General features: G+C 32.7%; 17 protein-coding genes and 1 rRNA gene. 11 read left to right on the forward strand and 7 right to left on the reverse strand.

What is annotated here, in order from left to right:
* Both rrf and QHG34_RS12415 read left to right on the forward strand, forming a co-directional pair.
* Positions 1-71: ribosomal RNA gene (gene rrf, locus QHG34_RS15880) — 5S ribosomal RNA — on the forward strand; the annotation flags it as partial.
* Positions 72-539: 468 nt separating this feature from the next.
* Positions 540-968 carry an NUDIX hydrolase gene (locus QHG34_RS12415; RefSeq protein ID WP_282630521.1) on the forward strand — a complete coding sequence of 143 codons (429 nt, stop codon included), beginning with the start codon at positions 540-542 and terminating at the stop codon, positions 966-968.
* On the opposite strand, the gene QHG34_RS12420 is transcribed toward QHG34_RS12415, so the two are convergent.
* Genes QHG34_RS12420 through greA form a run of 4 tightly spaced genes read right to left on the reverse strand, consistent with a single transcriptional unit; the run spans position 965 to position 2,818 of the window.
* Positions 965-1,348, reverse strand: a complete 384-nt coding sequence (locus tag QHG34_RS12420; RefSeq protein ID WP_282630522.1) for a hypothetical protein — start codon at positions 1,346-1,348, stop codon at positions 965-967. The two genes, QHG34_RS12415 and QHG34_RS12420, sit on opposite strands and share 4 nt — an antisense overlap.
* Complete coding sequence (locus QHG34_RS12425) at positions 1,349-1,918, reverse strand: tetratricopeptide repeat protein (RefSeq protein ID WP_282630523.1); 570 nt, start codon at positions 1,916-1,918, stop codon at positions 1,349-1,351.
* Between the two features lie 6 nt (positions 1,919-1,924).
* Positions 1,925-2,317 carry an HIT family protein gene (locus QHG34_RS12430; protein WP_282630524.1) on the reverse strand — a complete coding sequence of 131 codons (393 nt, stop codon included), beginning with the start codon at positions 2,315-2,317 and terminating at the stop codon, positions 1,925-1,927.
* A 21-nt stretch (positions 2,318-2,338) separates the two neighbouring features.
* Entirely contained in the window at positions 2,339-2,818 is a 480-nt protein-coding gene (greA, locus tag QHG34_RS12435) for a transcription elongation factor GreA (protein ID WP_282630525.1), read from the reverse strand.
* 135 nt (positions 2,819-2,953) lie between these two features.
* On the opposite strand from greA, the gene QHG34_RS12440 reads away from it, so the two are divergent.
* The 7 genes from QHG34_RS12440 (at position 2,954) to QHG34_RS12470 (ending at position 9,351) form a co-directional block, all read left to right on the forward strand.
* On the forward strand, positions 2,954-3,403 hold the full coding sequence (locus tag QHG34_RS12440; RefSeq protein WP_282630526.1) for a Rieske (2Fe-2S) protein: 450 nt from the start codon (positions 2,954-2,956) through the stop codon (positions 3,401-3,403).
* A 175-nt stretch (positions 3,404-3,578) separates the two neighbouring features.
* On the forward strand, positions 3,579-4,871 hold the full coding sequence (gene eno, locus QHG34_RS12445) for a phosphopyruvate hydratase (RefSeq protein WP_282630527.1): 1,293 nt from the start codon (positions 3,579-3,581) through the stop codon (positions 4,869-4,871).
* An 80-nt stretch (positions 4,872-4,951) separates the two neighbouring features.
* Positions 4,952-6,235: a citrate synthase gene (locus tag QHG34_RS12450; RefSeq protein WP_282630528.1), complete on the forward strand. Its 1,284-nt coding sequence runs from the start codon at positions 4,952-4,954 to the stop codon at positions 6,233-6,235.
* Positions 6,236-6,368: 133 nt separating this feature from the next.
* Positions 6,369-7,037: a sterol desaturase family protein gene (locus tag QHG34_RS12455; protein WP_282630529.1), complete on the forward strand. Its 669-nt coding sequence runs from the start codon at positions 6,369-6,371 to the stop codon at positions 7,035-7,037.
* 38 nt (positions 7,038-7,075) lie between these two features.
* The gene (locus QHG34_RS12460) at positions 7,076-7,984 is read left to right on the forward strand and encodes a M28 family peptidase (protein ID WP_282630530.1); all 909 of its coding nucleotides are present in this window, start codon (positions 7,076-7,078) and stop codon (positions 7,982-7,984) included.
* A gap of 60 nt (positions 7,985-8,044) precedes the next feature.
* Positions 8,045-8,563, forward strand: a complete 519-nt coding sequence (locus tag QHG34_RS12465; RefSeq protein ID WP_282630532.1) for a DUF421 domain-containing protein — start codon at positions 8,045-8,047, stop codon at positions 8,561-8,563.
* 215 nt (positions 8,564-8,778) lie between these two features.
* Positions 8,779-9,351: a DUF1572 domain-containing protein gene (locus tag QHG34_RS12470; RefSeq protein ID WP_282630533.1), complete on the forward strand. Its 573-nt coding sequence runs from the start codon at positions 8,779-8,781 to the stop codon at positions 9,349-9,351.
* A gap of 28 nt (positions 9,352-9,379) precedes the next feature.
* Here the strand turns inward: QHG34_RS12470 and aqpZ are convergent, their stop codons facing one another.
* On the reverse strand, positions 9,380-10,090 hold the full coding sequence (aqpZ, locus tag QHG34_RS12475) for an aquaporin Z (protein ID WP_282630535.1): 711 nt from the start codon (positions 10,088-10,090) through the stop codon (positions 9,380-9,382).
* Positions 10,091-10,234: 144 nt separating this feature from the next.
* Entirely contained in the window at positions 10,235-13,090 is a 2,856-nt protein-coding gene (gene gcvP / locus QHG34_RS12480) for an aminomethyl-transferring glycine dehydrogenase (protein WP_282630536.1), read from the reverse strand.
* Positions 13,091-13,316: 226 nt separating this feature from the next.
* Between gcvP and hisE the strand changes: the two genes are divergently transcribed.
* Positions 13,317-13,661, forward strand: coding sequence for a phosphoribosyl-ATP diphosphatase (hisE, locus tag QHG34_RS12485; protein WP_282630538.1), 345 nt, complete (start codon positions 13,317-13,319; stop codon positions 13,659-13,661).
* Between the two features lie 18 nt (positions 13,662-13,679).
* A complete protein-coding gene (locus tag QHG34_RS12490) occupies positions 13,680-14,456 on the forward strand; it encodes a M48 family metalloprotease (RefSeq protein WP_282630539.1) in 777 nt (258 codons plus the stop codon).
* Positions 14,457-14,884: 428 nt separating this feature from the next.
* Here the strand turns inward: QHG34_RS12490 and QHG34_RS12495 are convergent, their stop codons facing one another.
* Complete coding sequence (locus QHG34_RS12495; RefSeq protein ID WP_282630540.1) at positions 14,885-15,286, reverse strand: thiol-disulfide oxidoreductase DCC family protein; 402 nt, start codon at positions 15,284-15,286, stop codon at positions 14,885-14,887.
* Positions 15,287-15,335 lie beyond the last annotated feature (49 nt).

Consider the following 15,335-nt stretch of genomic DNA (forward strand, 5'->3'; position numbering starts at 1 on the left):
CCGAACAGAGAAGTTAAGCCTGCCTGCGCCGATGGTACTGTTACTTACGGGAGAGTAGGTCGTCGCCAGTTTTTATTAAAAGCCTCAAGATTTAGTTCTTGAGGCTTTTTTTGTGGTTATACTTTTTTGTAAAGTGTACAAAGTAAAATGTACGAAGTAAAATATAACATAAAACGTAATACTTCAGACATCTCTATAATCCAAAGGAACTTACCCTTCGACTCCGCTCAGGGTACCATAATAGGTTAGAAGATTCTTCACTACAATATTGTTATGTTCTGAATGACAGTTTTTAGTTTTGCTTATCACTTATCACTTATCACTTATCACTTATCACTTATCACTTATCACTTATCACTTATCACTTATCACTTTAAATGCGTTAGGGATAGTAGTGGAAATCCTTTTTTGTTGATTGAGCGAAGCGGAAATCATAACAAAAAAGATTGCAGCGAATAGCCCGACCGAAGGGAACGCTTAGAATATTATCTTCTGAACTGAGATTTTTTATATATTTAGTTTCTAAAATAAAATGAGATATGAAACCATTCAATGTGCGTGTATACGCATTGTTAGAACATAAGGGTAAAGTTTTGGTGATGCATGAACCATTTCAAGGAAAGTTGATTTATAAGTTTCCTGGTGGTGGTTTGGAGTTTGGTGAAGGAACAAAAGACTGTATTAAAAGAGAGTTGAAAGAGGAGTTGAACCTGAAAGTAAAAGTACATGACCATTTATATACACAAGACTTCTTTGTGTTGAATGCTTTTGATCCTACAGAACAGGTTTTACTAATCTATTATAAAGCAACTATAACAGATAGAGCTTTGGCTAAATTAAAAGTTTTGGATGCAGATATCAACGAATTGTTGTGGTTATCCAAAGAGGAATTGATTGCTGAGAAATTTACTTTAGAAGCAGATAAAGTTGTTGTAGAATTATTTAAAAAAGAAAACTTCGAATCTTAAGACTCGAAGTTTATTATTTTTTGATCATCGAAATACTGTATTACAGCATATTTCATCAATAAGGTTTGTTCATTTGTTTTGAGAGGCGGTAACTCTTCTAATAATTCGAAGTGTGGCCATCCATCAGGATCTTGTCCATCAAAACGATAAAAGCCAAAAGGTTCTAATACTCGACAAACGGCAATGTGTAATAAATTGAGTTTATCATCTTTCTTAAAACGTTTTTTACCTTGACCTAATTCTTGAACACCTATTAAGAAAAGAATTGTATCCAAATCTGGTGTTTCTCCATCAGTGAAATTAATTCTGAAAAACTCTTCAATTTGTTTCCATCTCGAAGTATTGGTCGATGTATCTTCTGTATATTTTGAAATATCCATTTAGAATTTACGTCCTTTATGACGCATATGTGGGTTTTGTAATTGAGAAGTACTTACGTTGAAACGTTTCATTTGATCATTCATCATTTTGATTTGATCAGTAAACATTCCTTTTGTATCGTTTTTCTTTGCCTCTTTAATGTAATTTTCAGCTTCTTTCTTTTTTCCTTTAGACATAGATGCTCCAGCTAAAGATAAATTTGCCATAGCACGATCATGGTCAAAAGATAAACCATAATTTAAGGCTTCTTTCATGTATTTCTCAGAAACAGCAACATTGTCTTGTGCTTCTGTAATTCCCATCATGTAATGGTAATATCCCATTTGTTTAGGAATTAATTGGGCTGATGGATTGGTAATTCTCTTTAACCATTTTTTCGCTTTTACCATGTCTTCTTTACGTAGAAACCAAAATGCTAATAAAATATTTTCGTTTCTGAAATAAAATAAAATAGGAAAGATCGCTAAAAACAACAACGAAAATCCCCAACCGTATTCGCGAATTGTAAACAAGTAGATTGCTAAGGCGATTAATACAGCGGCGATTACTAATTTAATGTATTTGTTCATCGTATATTATAAATATGATTTGATTTTGTCTGCAACATCATTCATTTCTTCAGCAGACAATTGAAGTTTCGGATTTGAGAAGTTAATGTCTTGCATAGAATTTAGAGGAACCAAATGCACATGTACATGTGGTACCTCTAATCCTACAACAGCAACACCAACGCGTAAGCAAGGAACTGCTTTTTCTATAGCTTGCGCAATTTCGTAACTAAAATCCATTAAGCCCAAATAAGTCGATTTGTCTAAATCAAAGATTTTATCAACCTCTTGCTTAGGCATAACCAAAACGTGTCCTTTAACCAAAGGAAAAGCATCTAAGATAGCGATGTACTGATCGTTTTCGGCAATCTTGTATGAAGGAATTTCTCCGTTTATAATTTTAGTGAAAATGCTTGGCATATTTTTAAACTATTTTAAAATTTAGTCCAAAGATATTTCTAAAATTTCAAAATTTAAAGTCATTCCGTTAGGTAATGTAATTTCTGCTACTTCGCCTAATGTTTTTCCTAACAAACCTTTTGCAATTGGAGTGTTAACAGAAATGCGCATTTTAGCTAAATCAGCCTCAGATTCAGGTACTAAAGTGTACACTAATTCTTGTCCGTTAGCAGTATTCTTAATTTTAACTTTTGATAATATAGAAACTTTAGAATGATCTAATTTTGACTCATCAATGACTCTAGAAAATGCGACAACTTCTTTTAATTTAGCAATTTGCATTTCTAACATACCTTGAGCTTCTTTTGCAGCATCATATTCTGCATTTTCAGATAAATCTCCTTTATCACGCGCATCAGCAATTTGTTGCGAAATTTTTGGACGTTCAAAAGTTTCTAACTGATGAAGCTCTTCACGCAACTTTTCTAATCCTTCTTTCGTTACATATTGTATATTTGCCATAACAACGATGTTTAATTAATTTTTATTAAATAGGTCTTATAAAATAAATAATCCTACACATATCAATAATATGCGCAGGACTATTTCTAATAATTTGTCCAACAAAGATAGTAAAAATTTTAATCTAAATTAAAAATGGAACAATTTATTAAAACGATTCTAAATAAGGTTTTGGTATTCGCTATTTTTCTATTCTCAATTCTATCATGTAACACAAATGACGGAACCGTAAATTGCGTACCAGTTACTACAATCAATGTTTCAATTAATCCAAATATGCCATTGTATAGTAATCTCAATAATCCTGGAGGTTGGGCATACGTAGATGGCGTAACTGCAGGATCAAGAGGGTTAATTGTTGTAAGAACAACTTCTGGATACAAAGCTTATGATAGAAATGCACCGCATATATGTCCTGGAGAAAAGACAAGCTTATATGTAAAAAATGATATCAGTATTGTTTGTGATGCCGATGGCGCTGAATGGATTTTATTAACAGGTCAGCCAACAAAAGTTGCTAATCGTGCTCCAAGAACATACAGAGTAGATCTTCAAGCAAACGGTAATCTTTTGATTACCAATTAAAGTATTTTCCTTCGAAAGACTTAATTACTTCTACTTATATTTATTATGCTTGCATAGATATTAATGATAGGCAATTAAATAATTTATTTTTAAAATAAATTAATTTCGTTGTAAAGATTGTACAAATCCATTATTTTTGGTAAATTAATTTTTACCAAATAAAAACATAAATACAATGAGCATTATTTCGCATATACATGCAAGACAAATCTTAGATTCTCGTGGAAATCCTACAGTAGAAGTAGATGTAATCACAGAAAACGGAATTATAGGACGTGCAGCTGTTCCATCAGGAGCATCGACAGGAGAATATGAAGCAGTAGAATTACGCGACGGAGGGAATCTTTACTTAGGAAAAGGAGTTCTGAAAGCAGTAGAAAATGTGAACGAAGTAATCGCTCCAGAATTAATTGGTTTTTCAGTTTTTGAACAAAACTATATTGATCAATTAATGATTGAATTAGATGGTACTGAAAATAAAGCAAAATTAGGAGCAAACGCAATTTTAGGTGTTTCTTTAGCTGTTGCAAAAGCAGCTGCAGAAGAATTAGGATTGCCATTGTTTAGATATATTGGAGGTGTTAATGCAAATACATTACCAGTTCCGATGATGAATATTGTAAATGGAGGTTCTCATTCAGATGCTCCAATTGCATTTCAAGAGTTTATGATTATGCCAGTTGTTGCAGAGTCTTTCTCAGATGCTTTACGCAAAGGAACAGAAGTTTTTCATGCATTAAAAAGTATTTTACACGATAGAGGTTTATCTACAGCAGTAGGTGACGAAGGTGGTTTTGCACCAACTTTTGAAGGAACTGAAGATGCTTTGGATACAGTTATTTTAGCAATCGAAAAAGCTGGTTACAAAGCTGGTGAAGAGATTATGATTGCTTTAGATTGTGCTTCATCAGAGTTTTACCACGATGGTAAATACGATTACACAAAATTTGAAGGTGATAAAGGAGCTATTCGCACTTCTGCAGAACAAGCAGCTTATTTAGCAGAGTTATCAGAAAAATATCCAATTATCTCGATTGAAGATGGAATGGACGAAAATGACTGGGAAGGTTGGAAAATCTTAACTGATAAAATTGGTAATCGTGTACAATTAGTTGGTGACGATTTATTGGTTACAAATGTGAATAAATTAGATCAAGCAATAGAAAGTGAAACAGCTAATTCAATCTTAATCAAATTTAATCAAATTGGGACATTAACAGAAACAATTAAAGCTGTACAAATGGCTCAAAATGCACGTTACACAGCAGTAATGTCTCATCGTTCTGGTGAAACAGAAGATGCTACAATTGCTGATTTAGCTGTTGCATTAAATACAGGACAAATCAAGACAGGTTCTGCATCTCGTTCAGATCGTATGGCGAAATACAATCAGTTGTTACGCATCGAGGAAATCCTTGGTGAAACAGCTATTTTCCCAGGTTTGAAAGCTTTTAAAATTAAACGATAATATTGTGCTGGACTGATATTTATCAGTCCAGAATAAATAAAAATATCGTAAATTACGCAATAAATAATATAAACTATAAAATGTCAGATAAGGTAATATTAAATTACAACGGAAACGAGTTGGAACTTCCAGTTACAACAGGTTCAATGGACGAAAAATCTATTGATATTTCTAAGTTAAGAAGTGCTACTGGATTAATTACAATGGATCCAGGTTACAAAAATACAGGATCATGTGAGTCTAAAATTACTTTTTTAGATGGTGAAGAGGGAAAATTAATGTACCGTGGCTATCCAATTGAACAATTAGCAGAGAAATCTTCTTTCGTAGAAGTAATGTATTTGTTGATCAAAGGAGAATTACCTACACAAGCCGAATTAGACAAGTTTGTTGCAGATATTAATGAGTATAATTATGTTTCTGAAGATTTAATCAAAATCTTAGATGCATTCCCAAGTTCTGCTCACCCAATGGGAGTTTTAACTTCTTTAACAGCAGCTTTATCAGCTTTCAACCCAAAATGTGTTGATGTTTCATCTCCAGATGATATGTATCGCGCAGCTGTTACTTTGTTAGGAAAGTTCCCAGTTTTAGCATCTTGGACTCAAAGAAAAATAAAAGGATTACCAGTTAACTACTCTAATGATAAATTATCTTACGTAGAAAACTTTTATCAGTTATTATTCAAAAAACCAGGTCAAGAATTAGACTTAGATCCAGTTATTATTGATGCTCTTGATAAATTATTTATCTTACACGCAGATCACGAACAAAACTGTTCTACATCAAGTGTACGTTTAGTAGGATCTTCTCACGCAGGTTTATTTGCTTCTATCTCTGGTGGTATCTCAGCTTTATGGGGACCATTACATGGTGGTGCTAACCAAGCAGTATTAGAAATGTTAGAAGCGATCAAAAATGATGGTGGAGATGTTGAAAAATACTTAGCAAAAGCAAAAGATAAAAACGATCCATTCCGTTTAATGGGATTCGGACACCGTGTTTATAAAAACTTTGACCCTCGTGCAAAAATCATCAAAGTTGCTGCTGATAACGTTTTAGAGAAATTAGGAATCAATGATCCTATTTTAGATATTGCTAAAAAATTAGAAAAAGCTGCTTTAGAAGACGAGTATTTCAAATCAAGAAACTTATATCCAAACGTAGATTTCTATTCAGGAATTATCTACAAAGCGTTAGATATCCCAACTGAAATGTTTACAGTTATGTTTGCTGTTGGACGTTTACCAGGATGGATTGCACAATGGATGGAAATGCGCGAAACAAATCAACCAATTGGTCGTCCTCGTCAATTATACACAGGAGAACCATTACGTGATTACGTTGAAATTGAAAAAAGATAAGAATAATCTTATTCATCATACAATCCGAAAATCAAACTTTGATTTTCGGATTTTTTTTTACAATTAATTTTTAGAGATTATTTGTTTAAAATGTGCTAAAACCTTATTTTTAAGTAAATTAAATTTTGTAACCATGAAATTTGAGAAAATACATAATAAAGGTCAAGCGCAAATCTTCGAAAACAAATACCTCGAAATGTTGACAAAAGGTCATCCTGCAGTTATTTGGGGAATGTACATACCATTACTTTCTTATTGTATTTATTATGGAATTTCTCGTTACGATTTATCTGTCTTAACAGTTGTTAGTCTATTTTTTAGCGCAATGCTATTTTGGACGTTGTTCGAATATTTTGCGCATCGTTATCTTTTTCATTGGACAGCCGAACAACCAAGTCTAAAACGAATTGTTTATATTTTTCACGGAAATCATCATCATTATCCGCGCGATAAACAACGTTTGTTTATGCCACCAGTTCCAAGTATTCTTTTGGCGTCAATTATTTTTTTGATTCAATATTTAATTTTAGGGAAATACACCTTTGCTTTTTTTCCTGGGTTTATGATTGGTTATTTATTGTATGCGTCTATGCATTATTTGATTCATGCTGTTGCGCCACCTTTCAAGTTTATGAAACCGCTTTGGCGCAATCATCATTTGCATCATTATAAAGACGAAGAATTAGGTTTTGGCGTTTCCAATACGTTTTGGGATCGTATTTTTGGAACAATGTTCGACTTAAAAAATGAAAAAGAAGACAAAGAAAAAGTAAAAGAATTGATGTTTGAGAAGAAAAGTTAATTTTTTGTATCTTCCCTCAAATTAAGTTCACACAAAAAATGAAAAAATATACTTTACTTGCAATAGGATTACTTGCGTTCAATCAAGCAAACGCACAATATTCAAAAGAAAATCAAAAGAAATATGTCGAAAAATTAGCTTCTGATGAAATGAAAGGTCGAAACTTTGGTACGCCCGAAAATCGTTTAGCAGCAGAATTTATTGCAGAAAAATTCAAACAAAATAAATTAAAGCCTTGTGTTGGCGATTCATATTTAATCGAATTTGAATATAAAGGGAAAACGGGGCAAAATGTTTGCGGAATAAAAGAAGGTAAATCGTCTGATATTTACGCTGTAGGTGCGCATTTTGATCATGTTGGAACAGATGACAAAGGCGATGATAAAGTTTTTAATGGAGCAGATGATAATGCAAGTGGAACTTCGGCTGTAATGGCTTTGTCTGATTATTTTAAGAATAAAAAAGTTAAGCAAACCATGATGTTTATGGCTTTTGATGCTGAAGAAATAGGATTAATTGGTTCTAAAATGTTGGTAGAAAATACAGATTTTCAGTCTTATTTACCAAATATGAAAGTGATGCTTAATCTTGAAATGATAGGAACTGTTTCTGCTTTTGGAGAAGGAAAAGTATATATGACAGGAAGTGATCGTTCGGATTTGATGAGTATAATGAACAAAAATTCATCTAAAACGTTTAAAGTTGAGAATGATCCTTATTTACAACAACAATTATTTTTCCGTTCTGATAATGTGAATTTCGTTAATCATAAAGTTGTTTCGCATGCGCTTTCGTCTGTTAACATGGAAAACCAACATCATTATCATCAAAAAAATGATGAAGTTTCGGTGATTAATTTCGAAAATCTGTCAGAAATTACTCAAGGAATAGGAAATTCATTGTTTCAGATGATGAAAAAAAATGAAGCACCTAAATATCTAAAATAAACTTTAATCCGTTCAAATTGAGCGGATTTTTTTATTACCTTTTGTTGATATAAATAGAATATGGAAGGTTATTTAGGAATTGTATTGCGATGTGTATCAGTTTATTTTTTTATGCTGATTGCATTAAGGGTATTTGGTAAACAACAATTGTCGCAATTAAATACGGCTGATGTTATTTTGATTTTATTGATTAGTAATTCAGTTCAAAATGCAATGGTTGGAACAGATTCTAGTCTAGAAGGTGGATTAATAGCAGCTTTTGTATTGTTTTTACTCAATTTTGTTGTTAAAAAAATAATGATAAAAAATCATTTTTTAGGAGATTTAATTGAACAAAAACCTGAAGTTTTGATTAGAAATGGAAAAGCAGACTTTACGATGTTGAGTAGATTAGATATTAATGCAGAAGAACTAGATGAAGCGATGCGCGAGCATGGAGTAGAGTATATAAAAGACGTGAAATTGGCAATGATGGAGATTGATGGTAATATCTCGATTGTCACAACGGATCAAAATCAATTTAAGGAAACACATTATAAGCGCAAACATAATCGAAAAAATTTACAAGGAACCGATTAAATAAGTAGATTTGTTGGTATTGAAACTATATTATGAATAAAATTATTAATCCTTTAAGTTATATAATTCTCGCAATTTTATTATTTCTGATACTGTCAGTCAACTTTTTTCCGATAGCAGGTTTAGAGAAATTATATAAGTATAGAATTGTTTTGATTGTGCTATATGTTGTGTTGAGATTGTATCAACATTTTGTTTTAAGTAAGAAATCATAAATGAACGATTTAGTTAAAGGAATTATCAAACAATTCCAGTATTATAAACAATTAGGTGAAAAAACGTTTGAGCAATTATCCCAAGATGATTTGTTTTGGCAATACAACGAAAACTCAAATAGTATTGCGATTATTGTGAATCATCTTTCTGGAAATATGTTATCACGTTGGACAGATTTTTTAACTACAGATGGTGAAAAAGAGTGGCGAAATCGTGATGAAGAATTTGAAGATACAATCAAAACGAAGCAAGAACTTTTAGAGAAATGGGAGAAAGGATGGAAATGTTTGTTTGATGCTTTAGCACAAATTAAAACGGACGAAGATTTGAATCAAATTATCTATATCCGAAATGAAGGACATACAGTTATAGAAGCGATCAATCGTCAATTGGCGCATTATCCGTATCATGTTGGACAAATCGTTTTTATTGGAAAACTATTAAAAGACAATGAATGGAATTCACTTTCGATTCCGAAAAATAAATCAGCAGATTATAATCAAACAAAGTTTTCGGTTGATAAAAAAGTGCAGCATTTTACAGATGAGTTTTTAGATGATAAAGAAAAATAAAAAAAGCTCCATTCGGAGCTTTTAAGTTTTATGCTAAATTTTCTTCTTTCTGTAAAAGGAATTTATAAATCAACCCTCCTACAATTGCTCCAGCGATTGGCGCAACCCAAAATAACCATAATTGATTTAAAGATTCTCCACCTACAAAAATTGCTTGTGATGTAGAACGAGCAGGATTTACAGATGTATTAGTGATTGGAATTGAAATTAAGTGTATTAATGTTAAGGCTAAACCAATTGCAATTCCAGCAAATTTTCCGTTAGCAAATTTATCTGTCGCACCTAAAATAACGATTAAGAAGAAAGCTGTTAAGACAAATTCAATTAAAAAAGCCGATTGTAAACTATAGCCATGTGGTGAAAAAGCGCCATAACCATTTGTTGCAAATGCACCAGCTTTGGTATTGTCTATTGCAAAATCTGCATTTCCTGAAGCGATAACATACAATACTCCTGCCGCAGCAGTAGCACCTAAAACTTGAGAAATGATGTACGGAGCTAATTGTTTTCCGTCAAATCGTCCACTTGCGAATAATCCAAAAGAAACAGCAGGGTTAAAGTGCCCGCCAGAAATATGACCAACTGCGTAAGCCATTGTTAATACTGTAAGACCAAATGCTAAAGCAACGCCAGCGTAACCAATTCCTAATTCTGGAATTCCTGCTGCGAAGATTGCACTACCACAACCTCCAAAAACTAACCAAAATGTACCGAAAAACTCGGCTGCATAATTTTTCATAAATGTTTTTAAATTAAAAGTTTAGTTAGAATGAATTTAAGAAAATTTTAAGAAATAATATATTTTTTCTTGATTATTCTCACAAAAAAAATCGCTCCGATTTCTCAGAGCGATTTATATTTAAAAATATTCTTTTCAGAATGATTAATCCATATAAGCTTCAATAGGAGCACAAGTACAGATTAAGTTACGATCTCCGTAAGCATCATCAATACGCGAAACTGAAGCAAAGAATTTACGTTCGCGAACCCACTCTAATGGATAAGCTGCTTTAGAACGTGTATAAGGATATTCCCACTCATCACCAGTAATTAAGTGAATTGGGTGTGGAGCATTGTGTAATACATTGTTGTCTGCTGGATAATCTCCGTTAGCAACCTCATCAATTTCTTGACGAATTGAGATTAATGCATCACAAAAACGATCTAATTCTGCTTTGTTTTCAGATTCTGTTGGCTCAACCATTAATGTTCCAGCAACTGGGAAAGATACTGTTGGCGCATGGAATCCGTAATCGATTAAACGTTTTGCAATATCTGTAACTTCGATACCAGCTTTTTTGAATGGACGACAATCTAAGATAAATTCGTGCGCTACTACATTGTTTGCATTTGTATATAAAATATCAAAATGTTTTTCTAAACGAGTTTTCATGTAATTAGCATTCAAAATTGCACCTTGTGTTGCTTTCAATAAACCTTCTGCACCTAACATCAAAATGTATGAGTAAGAAATTGGTAAAATGAATGCTGAACCATAAGGAGCTGCAGCGAATGTATTTTTCGCTTCTTTTCCTCCAGTTTCAATTAATGGAGAAGATCCTAAGAAAGGAGCTAAATGTGCTTTAACACAGATTGGTCCAACTCCAGGTCCACCACCTCCGTGAGGAATAGCGAAAGTTTTGTGTAAGTTTAAGTGACAAACGTCTGCACCAATATTACCTGGTGAAGTTACACCAACTTGCGCATTCATGTTTGCACCGTCCATATAAACTTGACCTCCGTAAGCGTGAATCATTTCAGTAACTTCTTCGATATTGCTATCAAAAGCTCCATAAGTTGATGGATAAGTAATCATCAATGCAGCTAAGTTATCTTTATGTTTTTCACATTTTTCTTTCAAGTCAACTAAATCTGTTTCACCAGATTCTAAGTTTTTCACAACAACAACTTGCATTCCAGCCATTGCAGCTGATGCAGGGTTAGTTCCGTGAGCAGATTGTGGAATTAATGCGATGTTACGGTGTCCTTCTCCTTTTGATTCAAAGTAAGAACGGATTACCATTAATCCTGCATATTCTCCTTGTGCACCAGAGTTTGGTTGTAAAGAAGTAGCGTCAAAACCAGTGATTACAGATAAATAATCTTCTAAGTTTTGGATTAATGTTTGGTAACCTACAACTTGATCTTTTGGTGTGAAAGGGTGTACATTACCCATTCTTTCCCAAGACATATGTAATAATTCTGTTGCAGCATTCAATTTCATTGTACAAGAACCTAATGCAATCATCGATTGGTTAAGAGCTAAATCTTTACGCTCTAAACGTTTGATGTAACGCATTAATTCTGTTTCTGTATGATATAAATTGAAGTTTTCGTGTGTTAAGAAATCAGAAGTTCTGATTAAATCTTGTGGTAAATAAGATTCGTCAACCTCAAACTCGAAACCATCTTCTGTATTTTTAATTGTTGCAAAAACACTTAATAATTCGAAAATATCTTCTTCTGAAGTCATTTCATCAACAGTAATTGAAATTTTTCCGTTCTCGAAACCATTTACGTTAATGTCTTCTTCTTCAAAAATCTTCACGATTTCGTCAGAGTTTTCAACCTCGATTTGAATTGTATCGAAGAAAGAAGTGTTCACTAATTTAAATCCTAAGTGCTCTAAACCTCCGTGTAAAACAGCAGCTTTAGTATGGATTTGATCAGCGATATATTGTAAACCATCTTTACCGTGGTAAACTGCGTAGAAAGAAGCCATAACAGCTAATAAAACTTGAGCAGTACAGATGTTAGATGTTGCTTTTTCACGTTTGATGTGTTGCTCACGTGTTTGTAAAGCCATACGCAATGCATAGTTTCCTAAACGATCTTGAGAAACACCAATAATACGACCAGGAATTACACGTTTGTAATCTTCAGTACAACCAATAAAAGCTGCGTGAGGTCCACCGTATCCCATCGGAACACCAAAACGTTGAGAAGTACCAATTGCAATATCAGCTCCCCATTCACCAGGAGGTGTTAATAAAGTTAAAGCTAATAAATCTGTTGCTACAGCTACTTTAACACCAACAGCATTTGCTTTTTCTACAAATGTTCTGTAGTTATTAATTTGTCCTCCTTTACTAATGTATTGTACAATCGCACCGAAGAATTCTTCTGTAATTTCAGTTGTTTCAAAATTTCCTACAACTAATTCAATTCCTAATCCATGAGCTTTTGTCTCTAAAACAGCAATAGATTGTGGAAACAAATTATCTGCTACAAAAAATTTGTTAACATTATTTTTCTTTTGATCACGAGAACGAGATTCAAATAACATGTGCATAGCCTCACCACAAGCTGTTCCTTCATCTAATAAAGAAGCATTTGCGATAGGTAAACCTGTTAAGTCAGAAATGACTGTTTGGAAATTTAACAAAGCCTCTAAACGACCTTGTGCAATTTCTGCTTGGTAAGGTGTATAAGCTGTGTACCAACCAGCATTTTCTAAAACATTACGTTGGATAGGAGCAGGTAAAATTGTTCCATAATATCCATATCCTAAATAATTTTTTACTTTTTTATTCTGGGCAGCTAATTCAGCTAAATGATTAGTTGCTTCAAATTCAGATAAAGCTTCTGGTAAATCCAAAGCCTCTGTCAATCTAATATTTTGAGGTAATGTAGCCTCTACTAAAGAATCAATAGAATCTTTCCCAATTACAGCAAGCATCTCTGCCGACTGTTCTGCATTGTTTCCAATATGTCTTATGGAAAAATCGTTTGTGTTCATTGTGTTTGCGCTATGTTTATTTTGCGTAAAAATACATTATTTTCTCCTAAAATAAAATAGTTAGTTGATTATTAACCTTTAAAATAATTAACAAAAAAATCTTAAAATTGTGAACAAATTCTAAAGAAAAAAAACAAATATTTTGGGATATTTGAAAAATTGGCAATATAATTGAACGATAAAATCAGAAGAATTTTTTAAATTTATTCCGCATTAATTTTTACCTATGCAAACAAAGAATTTTATGGAATTAGATGACAACACATCTGAAGTTAAAAAAGAAAAGAAATTTCCATTCTTGAAAAAGTTGGAAATGATGATGGAAGATGCAAAATTTGAAGATGCGAAGAAATCAAAAATGAAACGTGTTCATAAAAAAGGAACTTCGCAAATCGCAAAAAAAATGGGTGAAGAAGCTGTAGAAATGGTTATTGCTTCGGAACAAGATAACGACGAAAATTTTTTAGAAGAATCTGCAGACGTTTTCTTTTACTACCTGATGGCATTACACGCAAGAGGGTACGAATTGAAAGATGTTTTGGAGATTTTAAAGAAAAGGCACAAAAAATAATTAACACCTAACACTAATATGCAAAAAGGCGGTACGTCTATAAAATTGATAGTTGCAGCTGCAATTGTGATTTTTTCGTTGATCAAATACTTCTCATCATCAGAAGTGAATGAAATTACAGGTGAAAAACAGTATATTTCTTTAACCAAAGATGATGAAATTGCAATGGGAGTAAATTCTGCGCCGCAAATGGCACAAGAATTTGGTGGTTTGTCGCAGAATGCGCAATATCAGCAACTCGTAAAGCAAGTTGGCGCTAAAGTTGTCAACAATAGTGATGCTAAAAAAACGAATTATCCTTTTCAGTTCTATGTTTTGGCAGATAATCGTACCGTAAATGCTTTTGCGTTGCCTGGTGGTCCAATTTTTATTACCGAAGCGTTGTTGACTCGTTTGCAAAACGAAGATCAATTAGCTGGTGTTTTAGGACACGAAGTTGGACATGTTATTGCACGTCACAGTGCAGAACAAATTTCGAAGCAAGAACTTTCGCAAGGAATTGCAGGTGCAGCTGGTGTAGCAGCAGGCGATGCTAATTCGGCATATTATGCGCAAGTTGTAGCCAATATGGTGAATATGAAATATGGTCGTGATGATGAATTGGAATCTGATGATTTGGGCGTACGTTTTATGATTCAAGCAGGTTATAATCCAGAAGCATTGATTGGTGTAATGGATATTTTGGAAGAAGCTTCGGGAGGAAGTCAAGTTCCTGAATTTCAAAGTACGCATCCATCGCCGTCAAATCGTCGCGAAAAAATAAAAGCTGCTATAGAGAAGTATAGAAATCAGTAGAATTGAAAAATATTATTCATTTCTCCTTTCTTGATGTAATCTATATAATTCAATTAATCTGTTGTTTTTTATTTATTAAATACACAGAAGGGGTTGGTTATATTCAAGGAGATGATTTTTATTATACTTCCCAATTACAATCTTCTGGTAGTGATGATGATGTTTCAATTTTTAGTTTAGGATTGACAACAATACTATTTTTATTTATTAGTATATTTTTAAAAAGGAAATATAGAGTGTTGTCCTTTTATTTGTTGTTTGCTTATTTTTTACTGTTTTTAATTCAAATGGGAGATATAGATTCAACTATTTTACATGGTAATTTTGCTCTCCTGATAATTGTAGTCATAAATCTTTTTTTGACTTTTTATTTTTGGTTGATCCTTTTCAAGAAAATTAAAAATTATTTGAATAGAGAAGTTTAAATTTTAATCAATAAACTTCGCTTTCAATTCTGGAGTAGGTAACCAACAACTTTCGTTTTTTCCAAACCAACGATAACGATTTTTCGCAATAAAGCTATAAACTACATCGCGTAAAGGTTTTGGAACAATCATAAAAATAGTTAACCAGGAAGTTATTCCGTCCAAATATTTCGAAATCTTTAGTGCGGCAGATGATTTGGTATGAAAATGATCATCTTCAATAAAAACGATAGAATCAAATTGAGTAGCTTCTAAATTATTTTCTTTCAAGAAATTTTGTCCAAAATCTGATTGCAACGAAGCAAAACGAAATTGATTTTTAGAATCATGTTCGATAATAAATTGCACCGATTGGTTGCATAAATTGCAAATTCCATCAAACAAAATAATTTTCCTCGTTTTCATACAATAAATATACGTCAAAAGTAGCTAAACTCTAAAGGTTATTTTTAAA

The sequence above is a fragment of the Empedobacter sedimenti genome, assembly GCF_030005555.1.
Classification (GTDB): Bacteria; Bacteroidota; Bacteroidia; order Flavobacteriales; family Weeksellaceae; genus Empedobacter; species Empedobacter sedimenti.

Bases quoted from the DNA above. Each gene is read 5' to 3' on its own strand.
- QHG34_RS12465 (WP_282630532.1), top strand. From the start codon at position 8,045: ATGGAAGGTTATTTAGGAATTGTATTGCGATGTGTATCAGTTTATTTT.
- QHG34_RS12420 (WP_282630522.1), bottom strand. From the start codon at position 1,348: ATGGATATTTCAAAATATACAGAAGATACATCGACCAATACTTCGAGA.
- QHG34_RS12470 (WP_282630533.1), top strand. From the start codon at position 8,779: ATGAACGATTTAGTTAAAGGAATTATCAAACAATTCCAGTATTATAAA.
- greA (WP_282630525.1), bottom strand. From the start codon at position 2,818: ATGGCAAATATACAATATGTAACGAAAGAAGGATTAGAAAAGTTGCGT.
- QHG34_RS12415 (WP_282630521.1), top strand. From the start codon at position 540: ATGAAACCATTCAATGTGCGTGTATACGCATTGTTAGAACATAAGGGT.
- QHG34_RS12460 (WP_282630530.1), top strand. From the start codon at position 7,076: ATGAAAAAATATACTTTACTTGCAATAGGATTACTTGCGTTCAATCAA.
- QHG34_RS12450 (WP_282630528.1), top strand. From the start codon at position 4,952: ATGTCAGATAAGGTAATATTAAATTACAACGGAAACGAGTTGGAACTT.
- gcvP (WP_282630536.1), bottom strand. From the start codon at position 13,090: ATGAACACAAACGATTTTTCCATAAGACATATTGGAAACAATGCAGAA.
- QHG34_RS12430 (WP_282630524.1), bottom strand. From the start codon at position 2,317: ATGCCAAGCATTTTCACTAAAATTATAAACGGAGAAATTCCTTCATAC.
- hisE (WP_282630538.1), top strand. From the start codon at position 13,317: ATGCAAACAAAGAATTTTATGGAATTAGATGACAACACATCTGAAGTT.
- eno (WP_282630527.1), top strand. From the start codon at position 3,579: ATGAGCATTATTTCGCATATACATGCAAGACAAATCTTAGATTCTCGT.
- aqpZ (WP_282630535.1), bottom strand. From the start codon at position 10,090: ATGAAAAATTATGCAGCCGAGTTTTTCGGTACATTTTGGTTAGTTTTT.
- QHG34_RS12455 (WP_282630529.1), top strand. From the start codon at position 6,369: ATGAAATTTGAGAAAATACATAATAAAGGTCAAGCGCAAATCTTCGAA.
- QHG34_RS12495 (WP_282630540.1), bottom strand. From the start codon at position 15,286: ATGAAAACGAGGAAAATTATTTTGTTTGATGGAATTTGCAATTTATGC.
- QHG34_RS12425 (WP_282630523.1), bottom strand. From the start codon at position 1,918: ATGAACAAATACATTAAATTAGTAATCGCCGCTGTATTAATCGCCTTA.
- QHG34_RS12440 (WP_282630526.1), top strand. From the start codon at position 2,954: ATGGAACAATTTATTAAAACGATTCTAAATAAGGTTTTGGTATTCGCT.
- QHG34_RS12490 (WP_282630539.1), top strand. From the start codon at position 13,680: ATGCAAAAAGGCGGTACGTCTATAAAATTGATAGTTGCAGCTGCAATT.